Here is a 17,069-nt window from a genome sequence, read left to right on the forward strand (position 1 = left end):
TTCATGTCAATTATCAGCACTTCTGTTAAACGGCCAGTCACGGTATGGATGTTCATGCTGGCGGTGATTTTATTCGGTATGGTGGGATTTTCCCGCCTAGCGGTGAAGTTACTGCCAGACTTAAGCTATCCCACGTTAACCATTCGCACTATGTATGACGGTGCGGCGCCAGTAGAAGTTGAACAGCTCGTCTCTAAACCAATTGAAGAAGCCGTTGGCGTGGTCAAAGGCTTACGTAAAATCAGTTCTATTTCGCGCTCCGGCATGTCAGATGTGGTGCTTGAGTTTGAATGGGGCACAACAATGGATATGGCGAGTTTAGATGTACGTGAAAAGCTCGACACTATCGCTCTGCCACTTGATGTTAAAAAGCCCTTATTACTGCGTTTTAACCCCAATCTCGACCCCATTATGCGTCTTGCGCTGTCTGTGCCCAATGCCTCAGAAGCCGATCTCAAACAAATGCGCACCTATGCAGAGGAAGAGCTTAAGCGTCGTTTAGAGGCGCTATCTGGGGTCGCCGCCGTGCGTTTATCTGGCGGCCTAGAGCAAGAAGTTCATATTCAGCTCAATCAAGAAAAACTGTCGCAGCTCAATCTCAATGCCGATGATATTAAACGTCGTATTAATGAGGAAAACATCAACCTCTCTGCGGGTAAAGTGATCCAAGGTGATCGCGAATACTTAGTACGAACGCTAAACCAATTCAACTCATTAGATGAACTCGGCCAAGTGATCGTCTATCGCGATGAGCAAGCTTTAGTCCGTTTATTCGAAGTTGCTACCATCACAGATGCCTACAAGGAGCGTAGTGATATCACCCGCATCGGCAGTCAAGAATCGATTGAACTGGCCATTTATAAAGAAGGTGATGCAAATACTGTCGCTGTCGCCAAAAAACTGCGCGATGAACTCGTCAAAATCAATCAAGACCCTAAGCAAAATAAGCTCGAAGTGATTTACGATCAGTCTGAGTTTATCGAAAGTGCGGTCAGCGAAGTCACCTCTTCTGCGCTGATGGGCAGCTTGTTATCTATGCTAGTGATTTACCTGTTCTTGCGTAATATCATCCCGACACTGATTATTTCTATCTCGATTCCCTTCTCAGTCATCGCCACCTTTAACATGATGTATTTTGCCGATATCAGCTTAAATATTATGTCATTAGGTGGTATCGCCCTTGCCATAGGTCTCTTGGTCGATAACGCCATTGTGGTATTAGAGAACATTGACCGCTGCCGTAGCGAAGGAATGAGTAAATTAGAAGCCGCTGTGACGGGGACTAAAGAAGTGGCAGGCGCAATTTTTGCCTCAACACTCACCACTCTTGCGGTGTTTGTGCCGCTAGTATTTGTGGATGGGATTGCCGGCGCCCTCTTCTCAGACCAAGCGCTAACGGTCACTTTTGCACTGTTAGCATCGCTATTAGTCGCGTTAACGTCCATTCCAATGCTGGCATCACGTGAAGGCTTTAAAACCTTACCCGCGCTGATAAAAACGACACCTAAGGATAAACCCACCACTAAAATGGGCAAGCTTAAACACTATAGCGCGACTGTGTTTTCCTTTCCTATTCTATTAATTGTTAGTTACTTACCCAGTGCACTACTGACCTTAGTGTTGATTTTAGGCCGCTTTTTCTCATGGCTTATTGGTCTAGTGATGCGCCCGTTAAGCTCAGCATTTAACTTTGTCTACCACAGTATTGAGAAGGTTTATTACAAGCTTCTGGCCTCGGCGCTGCGCCAACAGAAAGCAACACTGTTACTCACGATTGCGATAACAGGCGCTTGTATTAGCTTGTTACCGCGACTTGGTATGGAGCTTATTCCGCCAATGAATCAGGGCGAGTTTTACGTGGAGATCTTACTGCCGCCGGGTACGGCAGTAAGCGAAACCGACAAGATATTACAGCAACTTGCACTGTCCATTAAAGACAGAGCCGAAGTTAAACATGCTTATAGCCAAGCCGGTAGTGGCGGTTTGATGACTTCGGATACTGCCCGCGGGGGTGAAAACTGGGGCCGCTTGCAAGTGGTGCTTAACGACCACAGTGCCTATAACGCAGTCACTCAAGTATTACGTGATACTGCGCGCCGCATTCCTGAACTTGAAGCGAAAATTGAGCAACCTGAGTTATTCAGCTTTAAAACGCCACTGGAAATTGAACTCACAGGTTACGATTTAAACTTGCTCAAACGCAGCGCAGATAGTCTCGTCAAAGCATTATCCGCATCGGAGCGTTTTGCCGACGTGAACACCAGTCTACGTGATGGTCAACCTGAGCTAAGTATCCGTTTCGATCATGCAAGGTTAGCGGCTCTAGGAATGGATGCGCCAACGGTTGCGAACCGTATCGCCCAACGTGTTGGTGGTACTGTTGCCAGTCAATACACAGTGCGTGACCGTAAGATTGATATTCTGGTGCGCAGTGAACTCGCGGAGCGGGATCAAATCAGCGATATCGATGCCTTAATCATCAATCCGAATAGCAGTCAGCCTATTGCATTAAGCGCAGTTGCAGAAGTTTCATTGCAATTAGGCCCATCTGCGATTAACCGCATCAGCCAACAACGTGTGGCTCTCGTATCAGCTAACCTCGCCTATGGTGATTTAAGCGATGCGGTTGCACAGGCGCAGCAGATACTATCGCAACAAGTGTTACCCGCATCGGTTCAGGCCCGTTTTGGTGGTCAAAATGAGGAAATGGAGCACTCATTCCAATCACTCAAAATTGCCCTTATCTTAGCGATTTTCTTAGTATATTTAGTCATGGCGAGTCAGTTTGAATCACTATTACATCCCTTGCTTATCCTCTTTGCCGTACCTATGGCATTAGGTGGCAGTGTACTTGGGCTTTATATCACCCAAACTAACTTGAGTGTGGTGGTATTTATTGGCCTTATCATGTTGGCGGGGATCGTCGTGAACAACGCGATTGTGCTTGTGGATCGGATCAATCAACTGCGTAGCGAAGGTGCTCAAAAACTTGATGCCATTCGCGATGCAGCTAAATCGCGCCTACGCCCGATTATGATGACAACCCTCACCACGACCTTAGGCTTATTGCCGATGGCGCTAGGTCTAGGTGATGGCTCAGAGGTGCGCGCACCGATGGCGATTACGGTGATCTTTGGTCTGAGTTTATCAACACTACTGACCTTAATTGTGCTCCCAGTGCTCTATGCCCTGTTTGATCGAAAAGAATACGCAGCAACAGGCTCACATGTAAACGTAGAGGAGGCTCGCCCATGAACCTCACCCGTTTAGCCATTAAGCGCCCCGTAACCACCAGCATGTTCTTCTTTGCTATCTTGCTGTTTGGTCTCGCCTCGAGTCGCCTATTACCGCTGGAAATGTTCCCCGGTATTGATATCCCACAGATAGTGGTGGAAGTGCCTTACAAAGGCTCGACCCCTGCTGAAGTGGAACGCGATATAACCAAAGTGCTGGAGGAATCCCTCGCGACTATGGGGGGGATTGATGAGCTTGAATCAGAATCCTCCCAAGAAGGCGCCGAAATCGAAATCAACATGAAGTGGGGGGAAAACGTTGCCACTAAGAGCTTAGAAGCGCGGGAAAAAATCGATGCAGTGCGGCATTTACTGCCCAAGGATGTGGAGCGGGTCTTTATCCGCCAATTCTCCACCGCCGACATGCCTGTGCTCACCATACGCATCTCAAGTGATCGTGAGCTTTCAGGTGCATTCGATCTACTCGATAAACAGCTCAAGCGTCCGCTTGAACGTGTTGAAGGTGTCTCTAAGGTCAGCCTGTACGGCGTTGAGCAAAAGCAAATTGAGGTACGCATCAATACCGATCGCCTTGCCGCCAGTGGATTTTCAGCCACAGATTTGCAACAACGTCTCAGCAGAGAGAACTTTGTGCTGAGCGCTGGCACACTCAGGGCCAGTAATATCGTTTATCAAGTTTCACCTAAGGGTGAGTTTAGAAACCTTGAAGATATCAAAGCACTAGTACTGATCCCCGGATTGACCTTAGGCGATATCGCCGATGTGCAATTTGCCCTACCTGAACGTATCGAAGGTCGACATTTAGATAAGCACTATGCCGTGGGTTTGGATGTGTTTAAGGAATCTGGCGCTAACTTAGTCGAAGTGTCAGACCGTGTCATGAAGGTGATTGAGCTTGCGAAGCAGGACCAACAGTTCCAAGGTATTCGCCTATTTATCATGGAAGATCAAGCCTCTGGAGTAAAATCTTCACTAATGGATTTGCTGCTTTCAGGGTTAATCGGTGCACTGCTGTCCTTTGTCGTGCTGTACTTATTCCTGCGTAATTTTAAAATGACTTTAGTGGTTGTGTCATCCGTGCCTATTTCAATCGGTATGACGCTCGCCGCTATGTATCTACTCGGTTACAGCTTGAATATTCTGTCTATGATGGGACTCCTGCTCGCCGTCGGTATGCTTATTGATAACGCTGTGGTTGTCACTGAGAGCGTACTGCAGGAAAAACAAGGTAAACACCCTAAAGACAATGAAGAGTCTGTCATGACGGGGGTCGATAAAGTGTCTCTGGCGGTATTGGCAGGCACAATGACAACCGCCATTGTATTTTTACCTAATATTTTTGGCGTAAAAGTCGAGATCACCATTTTTCTAGAGCATGTTGCTATTGCGATTTGTATTTCACTCGCCGCGTCGCTATTGGTCGCAAAAACCTTAATCCCTTTGATGTTGACTAAGTTTCACTTCGACATCGCACCCGAAAAGGATGCAGGTAAATTACAACGTTTTTACAATAATACCCTAGATTGGGTATTGCTCAGACCTTGGCGTTCAGGCGTGATTGCTGTAGCGATCCTCGCATCCACCGCCCTGCCGCTATCTATGGTTAAACAGGACCAAGAAGACAGCGAGAGCAATGAGCGAATCTACATTAACTATCAAGTAGAAGGTCGACATAATCTCAATGTCACTGAGGCAATGATCAACCAAATGGAAGAGTATCTTTATAACAATAAAGAGGAATTCCATATTGATTCTGTCTACAGCTATTATGCCTCTGACGATGGCTCATCGGTGATCCTCCTAAAGAAAGATTTGCCTATGTCAGTGGATGAGTTAAAAAAGAAAATCCGCAGTGGCTTCCCTAAGTATTCCATCGCCAAACCGCAATTTGGCTGGGGCAATGACAACTCTGGCGTGCGAGTCACACTGACAGGGCGTTCAACCTCTGAGCTGATTAATTTGAGCGAGCAAGTTATTCCTTTGTTGCAAAACATCAAAGGATTGCAAGATGTTCGCTCCGAGCTTAATGGCGCTCAGCAAGAAGTGATTATCCGCATTGATAGACAAATGGCGGCGCGGTTAGATTTAAAACTCAATGAAATTGCCTCAAGTATCTCCATGGCACTGCGCGGTTCACTGCTACGATCCTTCCGCCACGATCCTAATGGCGAGCTGCGCATCGAAATGGCCTACGAGAAAGAGTGGCAAAAGTCACTTGAGAAACTCAAGCAGTTACCCATAGTACGCCTCGACCAAAGAGTGTACACCTTAGATAATCTGGCGAAGATTGAGATCCAACCCCGCTTCGATACTATCAAACACTTCAATCGCCAAACCTCGCTGTCGATTGGGGCTAACTTAGAAAACCTCACCACAGAAGAGGCGCAAACTAAGATCAAGCAAGTGATGGAAAATATCCGTTTCCCCGATGGTTACGGCTATTCACTCCGTGGTGGCTTCGAGCGCCAAGATGAAGATCAGAACGTGATGGTGACTAATATGCTCTTGGCTGTCGCGATGATTTATATTGTTATGGCGGCGTTGTTTGAATCTCTACTATTACCAACGGCGATTATTACCTCGATCCTATTTTCCATCACAGGTGTATTCTGGGCGCTGTTTATCACAGGCACCCCTATTTCAGTGATGGCAATGATAGGTATCTTGATTTTAATGGGGATAGTGGTGAACAACGGTATCGTTCTAGTGGATCAAATCAATCAGATGACACCGGATCTCGACAAATTGTCTGACACCATTCGGGAGGTGTGTATCACCCGTTTGCGGCCTGTGTTAATGACAGTAGGTACAACAGTACTGGGATTAGTCCCACTGGCAATGGGTGATACCCAAATCGGTGGCGGCGGCCCGCCATATTACCCCATGGCAATCGCCATTATCGGTGGCTTATCGTTCTCGACAGTGACTAGCTTGTACTTAGTCCCCCTGTGCTATCAAGCATTTTATCGGATGCGTCACCGCGCAGCGATTCGCTTAGGCCAAGCCGATCACTTTGCGAAAAAACTGTTACCTTGGACGGTTTAGTTGTCTTGGATAGCTGATGTTCTTGAACAGTTCAGCAATCTTCGACAACTTAATATGCCATTGAATTTGTAATAAAAAGGCTGCTGTGCGGCCTTTTTTATTAAAAAATAATTAATTATTGCCTTAACGGCGCGACAATCACCTGACCTTGCGCAGTTTTCGTCCCTCTAAAAAAGTCGTTGCTATTGAGTGATAACATAATACCTTTACTGAAATTATCCCCTAATCGGTACCAACGACGCTCACCGGATGTATTCGAAAATGAGCGAAAAGCGATGGGAAACACTTTTCCTTGCGTAAAATCAGTTTGCTCAGCAACATCATATGCAAACATGTTAAATACTTCCTGTACCCCTTCCTCAAGATACTGACGTAACGGCTGACCATTATCCGCTAGCCATGTCTTAGCCTGTTTTGCAGCGAACGCTTGCTCATCTAAAGGCTCATTAACCGCGGCTAAGGCTTTGTCACGCTTTTTAATCTCCCTTAAACGTTCACGCATGCCATCAGGCAATTTGGCATACTTGGCATTAATTTTCGCAAGATACTCCTGCTTTTCTTCTTCGGTGCGGAGTCTATCCACATAGGGATTCGATTTTGATTGGTATAGGAAGCGGTTTTGGTAAAGCAATTGCGGCTTTTCCCCCTTAACGGCACCTTGATATAGTTGGACCTGTAACAATACATGCAGCATTGTGTTATCCGGTGTTAAGCTGTATTCCGGTGTGAGGATAAGCGCAGTATCATCTGGTGCTAATCCTAAGGTTTTAATTCCTTTTGAAGGCCATTCATCATAAACCTTCACTTGATTGTCAGCCAATTGAGGCAAGGTCGTGATCAACATTTGGTACTGCTTCTCATAGGCCTTTTTTAAGGTATCGCCCGCAAGTAACTCTCTAATTTTTGTTATCGCTTCTTCTGCATCAGTCTCTCGGGATTCATTAATTGCAGCCTCTGTCAAACCGACAATTAAACCGCCAAGCGCCCCTGCAGTGACACCCGCTGCAGCTAACGTACCATCAGACGTGCCATATAAGTGATACTGAGCTCCTAATTTTTTATTTGATAAATCAACGACTAATTGTGCATTATTGAGCTTTTCTTGTTGGTTAGTATCAAGGTTTACCTTGTAGGGGGCTATGGTACAGGCCGATAAAGTGCTCACAGCCAATATCACCAGTAAAGGGGTTTTAAACATCAAGACTTTCATTTCAACTCCTTGTAATAAATATTTTTATTTTTCTCTCACCACACAAAACTGAATTTGAAACAACTGTTCAAGTCCAGGATAGATCTCGTTAATCACCCGACGAAGCTCAGAGAGTGACATATTTTCCTGCTTGGCATGTTGATCTGACAGATCAGAAAATAAAATAGGCACGACATCAATAATATGGATATCACAAAACCAGCGGTCGGTTTCGAAGGTTGAAACGGGAAGTGTTTGACCTGCAATCACATGGGATTCCGTTTCATCACGCAGCGTAATGGTTTTAGTGCCACTTAATATATCGTGCTCAAAGCGCTCAAAAAAAGTGATTTTAGTTAATAACACACATCTTCCTCGGCTCAGGATATGAGCAATAAAATAACATTAGAGTCAATTTTTCAAACTCATAATGCTAGGCAATATAATGGCTTTTGATCCACACTGACAGCCTACACCGCAGAATTTGCAGCATTTGTCGTGTGAAATACTAACAGCACCGTTTGGGTCAAATTGTTATGCTAACGCCATATAGCAAAACTAGTTCCCAAAGAGTGGCCGTTGTTTTCGACAAAATTCAGCAAAACATGGTCAGTTCGCTCAGATTGAGTTAGAATCCCGCCTCAATTGAGCCCTTGGCCTCATATTCCTGCGCGTAGCGGGTGCGAAACGAAATTAGAGACGTCATGAACAAGAAACAAAAGATCATCAAGAAAATAGCTAAACGCGCTAAGGCCAGACTGAATAAAGTCGACCCAGTGACTATCGGCTCACCTGCAAAATCAGGTTACATCTCTAAGGCTGATCGCGCAAAAATGGCGGCATCAGAAGCCGCGACTGAACAAGTCGAAGGCCAACAAGACACGCCAAGTATTGAAGAATAAGCAGTACCGAAGAATAAGAAGCTCAGCAGAATAGTTTTTTAGCGGCGTATTTTGGCATTGTTAGCTTAACTAAATGAAGTGCAAACGCCGTTTCAAACAAAATGCCACAAGCAATCTTGTGGCATTTTGTTTTTCAGCATTCCTATCATTAGCAGCTTTCTGACTGCTCCTCATTATTAAGAGCTCATTTTTATCTGCGTTCTTGCCCACAGCTTCTACACGGCACAGCTAAGCCACATAACGTCAATTAGGCTTTTTCCCCTCGTCTAAATAGGGCAATACGGGCTCATTTTCTTGCTCCTCCGTTAATTGCGCCATCTGCACGCACGAGGATGAAAGCGGATTGGTCGCACTCGGTAAGTTCTGTGCAACACAATTAGCGATTTCCTCTTCCTCACTCAGTACTACATTACGGGGGATAGCATTCGCAGCATCAAGATTAGGCGCGGCTGAAAACTGTGCCTGCGCCGCCACTTTATCCACTAAACGATAGGCAACCCACACACCTAATGTACCAAACAAAATAGACCCTAAAATTTGCCCAATCAATACACCGTAAACACCACCCCAAAGCGCACCAAAATACACAAAGGGCACAGTGCCTAAAGTGGCTTTACCTACGTTAAATAGCGTGGAATATTTGGCCTTGCCAAGGTTATTAAAGGACGCATTCGCCACAAATAAAATCCCTGAAAAGATAAAGAATACTGCGATATAACTGCAGAAAAAGTGAATTAGATCAGCGCTGTCGCCCTTCATATCAAACACACTGACCAAATGTGACTTAAGCATAAACAGCAGCAAAGACATTACCAGCACATACACAGTACAAAACTGAATCGCCCGCGTTAAACTCTCACGTACTCGGTCAAACTGACCTGCCCCAAAGTTTTGCCCAACAATAGGTCCAATCGCGCCGGACAGTGCAAAGATCATCCCAAAAGCCACAGGGATTAAACGCCCCAATACTGCCCAGCCTGCCACATAAGCATCACCGAAATCGGCGATCGCTCGGGTCACAAAGGCATTTCCGATGGGAGTTGCTACATTGGTTAACATCGCAGGGCCTGCAATGGCAAAGATGGGCTTAAGATCAGCGACAAAATGTGCCTTATCAAAATGGCCTAACAACTTATGCTTAACCACCACACCGCGAGCGGCAATCACAAATACCGCCACCCGCGCTAAAACGGATGCCAATGCAGCGCCTTCAATCCCCATGGCGAACATGAAGATAAAAATCGGATCGAGTACCGCATTAACGCCGCCCCCCGCTAAGGTCGACATCATAGATAACTTTGCATCACCCACGGCGCGCAAAGCCCCGCCGAGTGCCATCGCAAGACAGATAAAAGGCAAGGAAGGCACGAGAATATACAAATAGCTCGCAGCAAGCTCTGCCGTATGACCATTCGCGCCCACTAAGGCAACTAGCTCAGGAATGAAGATGGTGACCACAGCCGCCACCAGCACACTGATCAGTGTCGTCACAACCGCGCTATTGAGTAATAAGCGCTTTGCCAACACCACCTCTTTTGCGCCAATCGAGCGAGACACTAAAGCCCCTAATGCAATCGATAAACCAATTCCAATCGATGTGGTAAAAAACGAAATACTCCCCGCATAGCCCACAGCCGCCGCGAGTTCATGCTCTCCCAATAGGCTCAGGAAAAAGATATCCAGTAAATCCACGACAAATAAGGCAGAAATCCCTACCGCGGCGGTCGAACTCATCACTAAGATATGGCGTAATATGGGGCCTTCAACAAACTTGGCTTGCGTCATACGTGTCTTTTACCTACAAAAAAATAAAAAGTGTTCGCCGAAGTCATCATGAAACGCCTTTATCAACGGACACATCCAAGCTATCTAACTCACATCCGCAACGACTACAATACATGGCATCAATATCATGACCTGTCTTATGACATTGATTACACGAGCGTAAATCTCGATGACGCCCTACTTCTTGGGATCTCTCGGCGGTTAAAATCCCCGTTGGGATTGCGATAATCGAGTAACCAATCAGCATAGTAAAAGCCGCAATCGCCTGACCTAATCCGGTTTTCGGGGTAATGTCGCCATAACCGACTGTAGTAATAGTCACAATTGTCCAGTACACAGATTTAGGGATTGAACTGAAACCATTATCAGGCCCTTCAACCACATACATTACTGAACTCAGTACCATAACGATCAAACTGACCGAGAAGAAAAACAAAAAAACCTTACGACTCGACTGCATCATCGCCCTAAGTAGAACATTTCCTTCACTCAAATAACGCAGTAATTTGAGTACGCGGAAAATCCTAAACAGCCTAAGTATCCGGATGACTAAGGTAAAGTTAGCACCAGGGATCAGCAACGCCAGATAACTTGGCAATACCGATAACAAATCCACTAAACCATAAAAGCTGCGAGCATATAAAACAGGATGAGTCGCGCAGTACAAACGTAGGCCATATTCAATCGTAAAAATAATGGTAAATACCCATTCCAACACAGAAATAAGCTGGCCGTATTCGCGATGGAATATCTCTACTGTGTCGAGGAACACTAAGCCGACACTCAACACAATACACACCATGAGGGCGATATCAAAATAGCGGCCAGCGGGAGTATCAGTGCCAAAAATAATGGTACGTAATTGACGTTTTAACGGACTTTCGGATTCGATATTCTCAGACATACAAACTTTTACTTCCTTGCAACAAACTGACTAACACAGGGATTACAGCATAAATATGCCACGAGTCTGCCATGCAATTGCACCTAGCTCAAAATTATCTACTCACAGTAGGATAAAATTGCGGTATGATGCCGAAAAAAGCCAATAACCTGTGTTTATTTTCGAGGACTTCATGCGCGCCACCCTACTTTCCACATTGACATCTCTCACTGTGACTATCGCGGCTCTCGTTTCACCCGAATTACATGCCTCTGGCATGGGTAAAGTGGATCTGGTGGTGATTACAAAATCCGAATCCAGTATGGCTTTATTGCGCGATGGCAAAGTGCTCAAACAATATCGTATCGCCATGGGTGACCTACCCGCTGGACACAAATTAAAGGAAGGCGATCAACGCACACCACAGGGGCGTTATACCCTAGATTATAAAAAGCCAGATAGTGCTTATTATAAATCGATCCATATTTCCTATCCTAATGAAGAGGATAAACTCAGAGCCAAAGCCTTAGGCATTAGACCCGGAGGCATGATCATGATCCACGGCCAAAACCCTAAGTCGTCACTGCCGCCAGAACAAGCTCAGCAATACAACTGGACTGACGGCTGTATCGCGATTACCAACGCCGAAATGGATGAAGTGTGGAAAGTAGTCGATGAAGGAACGCCGATTGAGATTTGGCCTTAATCTTAGCCCGCTTCCTAATGGCAAAATGCCAAATAGATAATTGAACGATATCAAACACGCCCAGCTTAATGGGCGTTTTTATTTAACCATTAAAAGCATGATGTTAGTTGTAATAGTCTCAGTCATTTACTTAAGGGATAAAACTAACGCCAATAGAAATGCCTTGGAGTATTTATGCCTAAATTCAACGAGCCTGTTGCGCCGCACAGTGCAAACCTCAGCTATGAGCAATTAATCCAATACTGGCCAGCCTTTGAAGCACAAATTGTCGCTTTCCTTAAGACCTTAGATTTAACAGATAAAGCACTGGTTTGCGACCATGTCGCGCTGCGCGTCAATTCCATCGCCAGCGCCAATGCACTGAAAGACGCCTTTAGCCGCATAGGTAAAATCATTTCAGACAACATCATCAATGGCCGTACGATTCTGATCATCGAGCTAGACACGCCACTCACACTCGGTCAATTTAGCATTGCCTGCGTCGAGCTTCCCTATCCTAGTGATAAAGTTTATCCACAGGAAGGCTGGGAGCACATAGAGTTAGTTATTGATTCTAAAGCCAAAGATTACGATACCTTGAGCCAAGATTTACTGGTCTTATGTCCAACACTCCGCTCTTTACTCAACCTAGGACTGAGTCCATTGCCGCAATCTGAGCAGACAGCTGAATCAGAGCAGTCAAGATTACCAGACTTGCCATCCCTTGCTGAGATTAAGGTCAAGATGAGCTCGCCCAAAGGCGATAAAGAACGTTTAGCCAATCCAACTATCGCCTTTAAACGCGGCAATGTGTGCATTAAAGTGCATCCCCATGGCATAAAAGCGGTCATCGCGAGCGAACAAGTATCTGAATACTAAGTCAGACTTAAACTCAGGCAGATAAAACTGAGCTTAGATTTTCATTGGCACTTGCCTTAGCTAAAACCTACGACAGTAACTGAGTTAACATCTGAGTTGATGACAATTTAATCAGATTCAATATTCTCGTTATTTTTAGGTCAGTTTTTTGGTAGTTTTGTCAAAAATCGCCAAAATTAAATCTAAAAAACAGCATATTTAGCGTAACTTAGGACATATAACTCGCAGATGCCATCAGGCACAAATTATCGTGTCCAGTAGATGGATGCTATGTGCAAACAGAGGATCGCCAATGAAGCCACACAAGAACGAAGCACAAATATTGAAGTTCGCCATGGAAATCGGCGTGGGCTATGCCAAAAAACGCGGATATGCAGACTTCGACAAAGGCATCTCACCCAAAGACAAAGTGGAATGCATTTATCGTTTATTAGTCACTGACAACTTGATTCAGCCACTGGCCAAAGATAAAGAAGATAGGCCAAACATGAAACACAAACTGATTTTATGGATCACCCGCCAACTGCCAGCTGATCATCCACTGTTGAAGTAATCTTTTTAGGCGACTCGGTTAAAAATAATTATTGGCAAGCGGACATTTGAAGCTAGCCTAGAACGAAGCCAACTCGCTAAGTGTTCACGATAAGGATCACCATTAAATGGCGCATCATTGCGCCATTTAAGTGAGCCAGAACTGGATATCAAACCTAGCCCTTTTTGGCCGCTTTGTTAGCTTTCTCATTCGCTAGCACTGTTGCCATTGGCGGCACTATGGTCGTAGGGTCGAGGCGCATTTGATACCAGTTCACTCGCCAATCTAAGTGTGGACCATTTGCACGGCCTGTTGCGCCCACCTCTGCAACAGCTTGGCCTTGCTTAACCGCTTCACCCGCGTTGACGTACAGCTTACTCAAGTGCAAAAAACTCGAACTCACGCCATAACCATGGTCGATCACCATAGTCCCGCCCGAATAAAACATGTCAGGCACAGAAAGACTAATAACACCATCGGCGGGGGCGACCACTACAGTGCCGGTTTTCGCCGCCACATCCACCCCAAAGTGTGGATTACCGGGTACATCGTTATAAATACGCTGGCTACCGTAAACGCCTGAAATACGCCCCGTCAGAGGCCAAATAAACGCCTGTAAAAATGCAGTTTGCTCACTAAATGTTGCCCGCGCCGCTTTCACTTGCGCCGTGTCTTTCGCCGCTCTTTCCTGCGCGACAGGATCGGGCTTCATAATCTTCGAGCTAATGCCCTTTACACTTTGAATGTCGTACTCTCGCTTGGTTAAGGTTAAAGGCTTAACCTCAGTCAAACCATCGGGATAAACCAAGGTTAGCTGCTGGCTCAGTTCACCGTCGCGATCAAAACCAAAGGTAAAATGACCATCTGGCGTGACCTTGATGGCTTCACCATTTAAGCTAATCTGAGTGCCCGCTGGCGCTTGACCCCGCATTAATGCGCCTTGCTCTAACTTACCCTGTAAACTCACCTCAGCTTGTACCTGAGGCGCAATGAGCACTAGGCCCAAAGTGAATAATGCCGATAAGCAGCGCACTGGATTTGAACTTAGGGGGGCTCCACCGTGAGATAAAAATTGCGATACTTTATTTCCCAACATCTTATTATTTTCCAGCATCTTAGTTTCCAATATCCTAGTTTCCAACATCTTCAAAAAATCCTTATCGATGGGCAATAGGGATCAAGACCCACTCAATACATTCATCGCGACACAAAACGCAGCCGAATTCAATCAATGCCACGTTAACCTAACGCACCATAAAAATCGATTCTGCAAACCCACATCCCTGTCGTAATCTCAGTTCAGCCTATGCTAAAAACAAACAAAAAAGCCCCGATAATCTACCGAGGCCTATTAAATCCGTGATTAAAAGGTGAATAGTTTAAGTCCATTCACTTATATCAGCTCGTAGTGCCTATCCCTTAACGACGATCGCGCCCTTGCCAACACCTTCAAACGCCACCACTTTAAACTGACTTCCTGGCACTTTAGCGACTAATGTCGTGGCAATATAATCGGCTAACAACTCAACCGTCGTGTCGTGGGGAATTAAATCACAGCATTCCTTTGGCATTGCCAATTGGAAATCCCCTTGGGGGGCTTGGTAATGAAAGCCATAGTGGCTGTCATCGGTTATCCGCGTTTGCGGCGAAAGATTAAGGGTCTTAACTGAAACCAGGTCCTCTTCACTGCCTAAATAAATATCGTGCCAACGTTTGGCCCAATACTCATCCCACTTAAGTGCTGGACTGCCATTTTCATAAACGTGAATAGGACTACGATGCCCATGGGCGATACGCTGACAATTACCATCGTGTTTACGTAAACCATGGCTGTAATGGTAATAAGGCGTATCGAGAATTTCGTGTCTCAAGGTGAGCGTGATCCCTTCGACATTCTTAGGTAAAGCTTCGCGCAATGCTTTCTGTAAAAAGGCATTCACGCTGGGAATATCAATCTCTTCGGTCGGCACTAAGGCAAAGGCTTGTGAAGGACAGGCCAAATGAATTTCACCTAACTGACTATCAAAATCCATCCATACTCTATCACCCTGCTGTTGCCATCGCACACTGCTGCAGGCCGTAGGCACTAATAAACGATGATCGGCCACCGCATCTATGGTCTGCTTAATCGTACGTTTGACTTTAGCAAAATCGAGTACCATGTTTTGCTCGTCTAATCCGCCCTCTAGCAGAACATCAACAATCCAACTCTCCCCCACCATGCCGCGCTTTGGGCACAAATAGGAAAAATCGATCACAGTTAAATCTTTGACAAACAATTGCATTAACGCTCCTCGGCAGAAAAACAGTCCGCCTATGTAATTTTATAGCACCGCTTGGCGATGGCCGAGCATGCTAACTTGAGGCACTCAACACGAGTTAACTCAACATGAACAGAGATTCTAATCAATTCCGTCTGTTGTCGCGACAAATGAATCCACTCGGCCTAATATTTTGTATCAGATGTTTGTATCAGATGTGTGTATCAGGTAGTCGAAAATCCAGCAATGCAACTCATTGCAACCATCAGGTACCGATAGGCAGAAAGCAACAATGCATCGACCTTGTCGATTAACAGATAAAGCCTTAACAGAAATACCACTCAACCTAGCAAAATAACAACGTAAAAACAGCGAATTAGATCGCAAAAGCTTAATCCGCAACAACGATAGACCCAATCGAAACAAAGCATTATCACTCAGCATTATTAACCGCTAGCATCCCTGTTAAACCATACAAAAACCAAGGTTATACAGGGAGAAATAAGATGACCAAACTTACATCTATCGCCATTTTCATCGCAGGTATGTTAGCCAGTATCCATGCTATCAGTGCAGAACCCATCGAAGTCATTACAGCAGCCAAGATCACCGAACCTGAAAAAGTTGAATTAGGTAAAATGCTATTCTTCGAACCCAGACTGTCTAAATCTGGCTTTATCTCTTGTAACTCTTGCCATAATTTATCCACTGGTGGTGTCGATGCTCTGCCAACGTCCATTGGTCATCATTGGCAGGAAGGCCCAATTAACTCGCCCACAGTGCTTAATGCCGACTTTATGCTGGCTCAATTTTGGGACGGTCGTGCCAGTGATTTGAAAGAACAAGCCGCGGGCCCTATCGCCAACCCGAAAGAGATGGGCTTTACCCATGAACTCGCAACTGAAACTATCGCCTCTATGCCCGCCTACCGAGCACACTTCGCCAAGGTCTATGGCGATGAAAAAGTCACAATTGACCGTTTAACCGATGCGATTGCCACCTTTGAAAAAACCTTAGTCACCCCTAATAGCCCCTTCGATCAATATCTTCTGGGCAAGCAAGATGCCATCAGCGCGAATGCCAAAGCGGGTTACCAACTCTTCAAGGATAAAGGTTGCGTGAGTTGCCATAACGGCCCCGCTGTCGGTGGCACCATGTATATGAAAATGGGACTCATCAAACCGTTCCACACCAATAACCCAGCAGAAGGTCGTAAGGGCGTCACTGGTAAAGAAGCTGATAAATATGTGTTTAAAGTGCCGACACTACGCAATATTGAACTCACCTATCCCTACTTCCATGATGGCAGCGTCTGGACCTTGGAAGAGGCGGTGAATACCATGGCAGACATTCAATTAGGGCAAAAACTCTCTGACCAAGAAGTGAAAGAAATGGTCGCCTTCCTTGAGTCCTTAACGGGCGATCAGCCGCAAATCACGCTACCTATTTTGCCACCATCGAATAAAGATACGCCACGTCCTGTGCCATTTAGTTCCAATAACTAACATAGGCAACGAGTCACTGACTAAGAAGTACTCACTTAGCTGTACTCACTTAGCATAGACACTAAGTCAGCGCGACTTAGCACTGCAAAAAGGCCGAGAGTAAAACTCTCGGCCTTTGGTTATTCGTTCGCTTAAAAAACGATGGATGA

General features: G+C 45.6%; 13 protein-coding genes. 7 read left to right on the plus strand and 6 right to left on the minus strand.

Annotated features, from left to right (window positions below; genetic code table 11):
* Window positions 1-3 precede the first annotated feature (3 nt).
* Together L5M10_RS03610 and L5M10_RS03615 are read left to right on the plus strand one after the other, a co-directional pair.
* Entirely contained in the window at window positions 4-3,255 is a 3,252-nt protein-coding gene (locus tag L5M10_RS03610) for an efflux RND transporter permease subunit (protein ID WP_263138497.1), read from the plus strand.
* Window positions 3,252-6,299, plus strand: coding sequence for an efflux RND transporter permease subunit (locus tag L5M10_RS03615; RefSeq protein WP_263254840.1), 3,048 nt, complete (start codon window positions 3,252-3,254; stop codon window positions 6,297-6,299). The genes L5M10_RS03610 and L5M10_RS03615 overlap by 4 nt, the downstream gene beginning before the upstream one ends.
* 115 nt (window positions 6,300-6,414) lie before the next feature.
* Here the strand turns inward: L5M10_RS03615 and L5M10_RS03620 are convergent, their stop codons facing one another.
* Entirely contained in the window at window positions 6,415-7,509 is a 1,095-nt protein-coding gene (locus L5M10_RS03620; RefSeq protein ID WP_028759695.1) for a hypothetical protein, read from the minus strand.
* A gap of 24 nt (window positions 7,510-7,533) precedes the next feature.
* Window positions 7,534-7,854: a N(4)-acetylcytidine aminohydrolase gene (yqfB, locus tag L5M10_RS03625; RefSeq protein ID WP_028759694.1), complete on the minus strand. Its 321-nt coding sequence runs from the start codon at window positions 7,852-7,854 to the stop codon at window positions 7,534-7,536.
* 338 nt (window positions 7,855-8,192) lie between these two features.
* On the opposite strand from yqfB, the gene L5M10_RS03630 reads away from it, so the two are divergent.
* On the plus strand, window positions 8,193-8,390 hold the full coding sequence (locus tag L5M10_RS03630) for a DUF2986 domain-containing protein (RefSeq protein ID WP_028759693.1): 198 nt from the start codon (window positions 8,193-8,195) through the stop codon (window positions 8,388-8,390).
* Between the two features lie 243 nt (window positions 8,391-8,633).
* Here the strand turns inward: L5M10_RS03630 and L5M10_RS03635 are convergent, their stop codons facing one another.
* Both L5M10_RS03635 and L5M10_RS03640 read right to left on the minus strand, forming a co-directional pair.
* Window positions 8,634-10,175 (minus strand): MATE family efflux transporter, encoded by a 1,542-nt coding sequence (locus L5M10_RS03635; protein WP_263254841.1) that lies wholly within the window; start codon window positions 10,173-10,175, stop codon window positions 8,634-8,636.
* A gap of 46 nt (window positions 10,176-10,221) precedes the next feature.
* Window positions 10,222-11,079, minus strand: coding sequence for an ion transporter (locus tag L5M10_RS03640; protein WP_263254842.1), 858 nt, complete (start codon window positions 11,077-11,079; stop codon window positions 10,222-10,224).
* A gap of 172 nt (window positions 11,080-11,251) precedes the next feature.
* On the opposite strand from L5M10_RS03640, the gene L5M10_RS03645 reads away from it, so the two are divergent.
* The 3 genes from L5M10_RS03645 (at window position 11,252) to L5M10_RS03655 (ending at window position 13,175) form a co-directional block, all read left to right on the plus strand.
* Window positions 11,252-11,764 carry a murein L,D-transpeptidase family protein gene (locus L5M10_RS03645; protein ID WP_028759690.1) on the plus strand — a complete coding sequence of 171 codons (513 nt, stop codon included), beginning with the start codon at window positions 11,252-11,254 and terminating at the stop codon, window positions 11,762-11,764.
* A gap of 174 nt (window positions 11,765-11,938) precedes the next feature.
* Complete coding sequence (locus L5M10_RS03650; RefSeq protein ID WP_263254843.1) at window positions 11,939-12,622, plus strand: VOC family protein; 684 nt, start codon at window positions 11,939-11,941, stop codon at window positions 12,620-12,622.
* Window positions 12,623-12,914: 292 nt separating this feature from the next.
* Window positions 12,915-13,175, plus strand: coding sequence for a DUF5062 family protein (locus L5M10_RS03655; protein ID WP_263254844.1), 261 nt, complete (start codon window positions 12,915-12,917; stop codon window positions 13,173-13,175).
* Window positions 13,176-13,329: 154 nt separating this feature from the next.
* On the opposite strand, the gene L5M10_RS03660 is transcribed toward L5M10_RS03655, so the two are convergent.
* Together L5M10_RS03660 and L5M10_RS03665 are read right to left on the minus strand one after the other, a co-directional pair.
* A complete protein-coding gene (locus L5M10_RS03660; RefSeq protein ID WP_411569338.1) occupies window positions 13,330-14,268 on the minus strand; it encodes a M23 family metallopeptidase in 939 nt (312 codons plus the stop codon).
* A gap of 298 nt (window positions 14,269-14,566) precedes the next feature.
* Window positions 14,567-15,439 (minus strand): 6-carboxytetrahydropterin synthase, encoded by an 873-nt coding sequence (locus L5M10_RS03665; protein ID WP_263254845.1) that lies wholly within the window; start codon window positions 15,437-15,439, stop codon window positions 14,567-14,569.
* 482 nt (window positions 15,440-15,921) lie between these two features.
* On the opposite strand from L5M10_RS03665, the gene L5M10_RS03670 reads away from it, so the two are divergent.
* Window positions 15,922-16,920, plus strand: coding sequence for a cytochrome-c peroxidase (locus tag L5M10_RS03670; RefSeq protein WP_263254846.1), 999 nt, complete (start codon window positions 15,922-15,924; stop codon window positions 16,918-16,920).
* The last annotated feature ends 149 nt before the right edge of the window (window positions 16,921-17,069 follow it).

It is taken from the genome of Shewanella sp. SM32 (assembly GCF_025654235.1).
In the GTDB taxonomy this organism is placed as follows: domain Bacteria; phylum Pseudomonadota; class Gammaproteobacteria; order Enterobacterales; family Shewanellaceae; genus Shewanella; species Shewanella oncorhynchi.

Bases quoted from the DNA above. Each gene is read 5' to 3' on its own strand.
- L5M10_RS03665 (WP_263254845.1), bottom strand. From the start codon at position 15,439: ATGCAATTGTTTGTCAAAGATTTAACTGTGATCGATTTTTCCTATTTG.
- L5M10_RS03610 (WP_263138497.1), top strand. From the start codon at position 4: ATGTCAATTATCAGCACTTCTGTTAAACGGCCAGTCACGGTATGGATG.
- L5M10_RS03645 (WP_028759690.1), top strand. From the start codon at position 11,252: ATGCGCGCCACCCTACTTTCCACATTGACATCTCTCACTGTGACTATC.
- L5M10_RS03650 (WP_263254843.1), top strand. From the start codon at position 11,939: ATGCCTAAATTCAACGAGCCTGTTGCGCCGCACAGTGCAAACCTCAGC.
- L5M10_RS03630 (WP_028759693.1), top strand. From the start codon at position 8,193: ATGAACAAGAAACAAAAGATCATCAAGAAAATAGCTAAACGCGCTAAG.
- L5M10_RS03655 (WP_263254844.1), top strand. From the start codon at position 12,915: ATGAAGCCACACAAGAACGAAGCACAAATATTGAAGTTCGCCATGGAA.
- L5M10_RS03660 (WP_411569338.1), bottom strand. From the start codon at position 14,268: ATGCTGGAAAATAATAAGATGTTGGGAAATAAAGTATCGCAATTTTTA.
- L5M10_RS03670 (WP_263254846.1), top strand. From the start codon at position 15,922: ATGACCAAACTTACATCTATCGCCATTTTCATCGCAGGTATGTTAGCC.
- L5M10_RS03640 (WP_263254842.1), bottom strand. From the start codon at position 11,079: ATGTCTGAGAATATCGAATCCGAAAGTCCGTTAAAACGTCAATTACGT.
- L5M10_RS03635 (WP_263254841.1), bottom strand. From the start codon at position 10,175: ATGACGCAAGCCAAGTTTGTTGAAGGCCCCATATTACGCCATATCTTA.
- L5M10_RS03615 (WP_263254840.1), top strand. From the start codon at position 3,252: ATGAACCTCACCCGTTTAGCCATTAAGCGCCCCGTAACCACCAGCATG.
- L5M10_RS03620 (WP_028759695.1), bottom strand. From the start codon at position 7,509: ATGAAAGTCTTGATGTTTAAAACCCCTTTACTGGTGATATTGGCTGTG.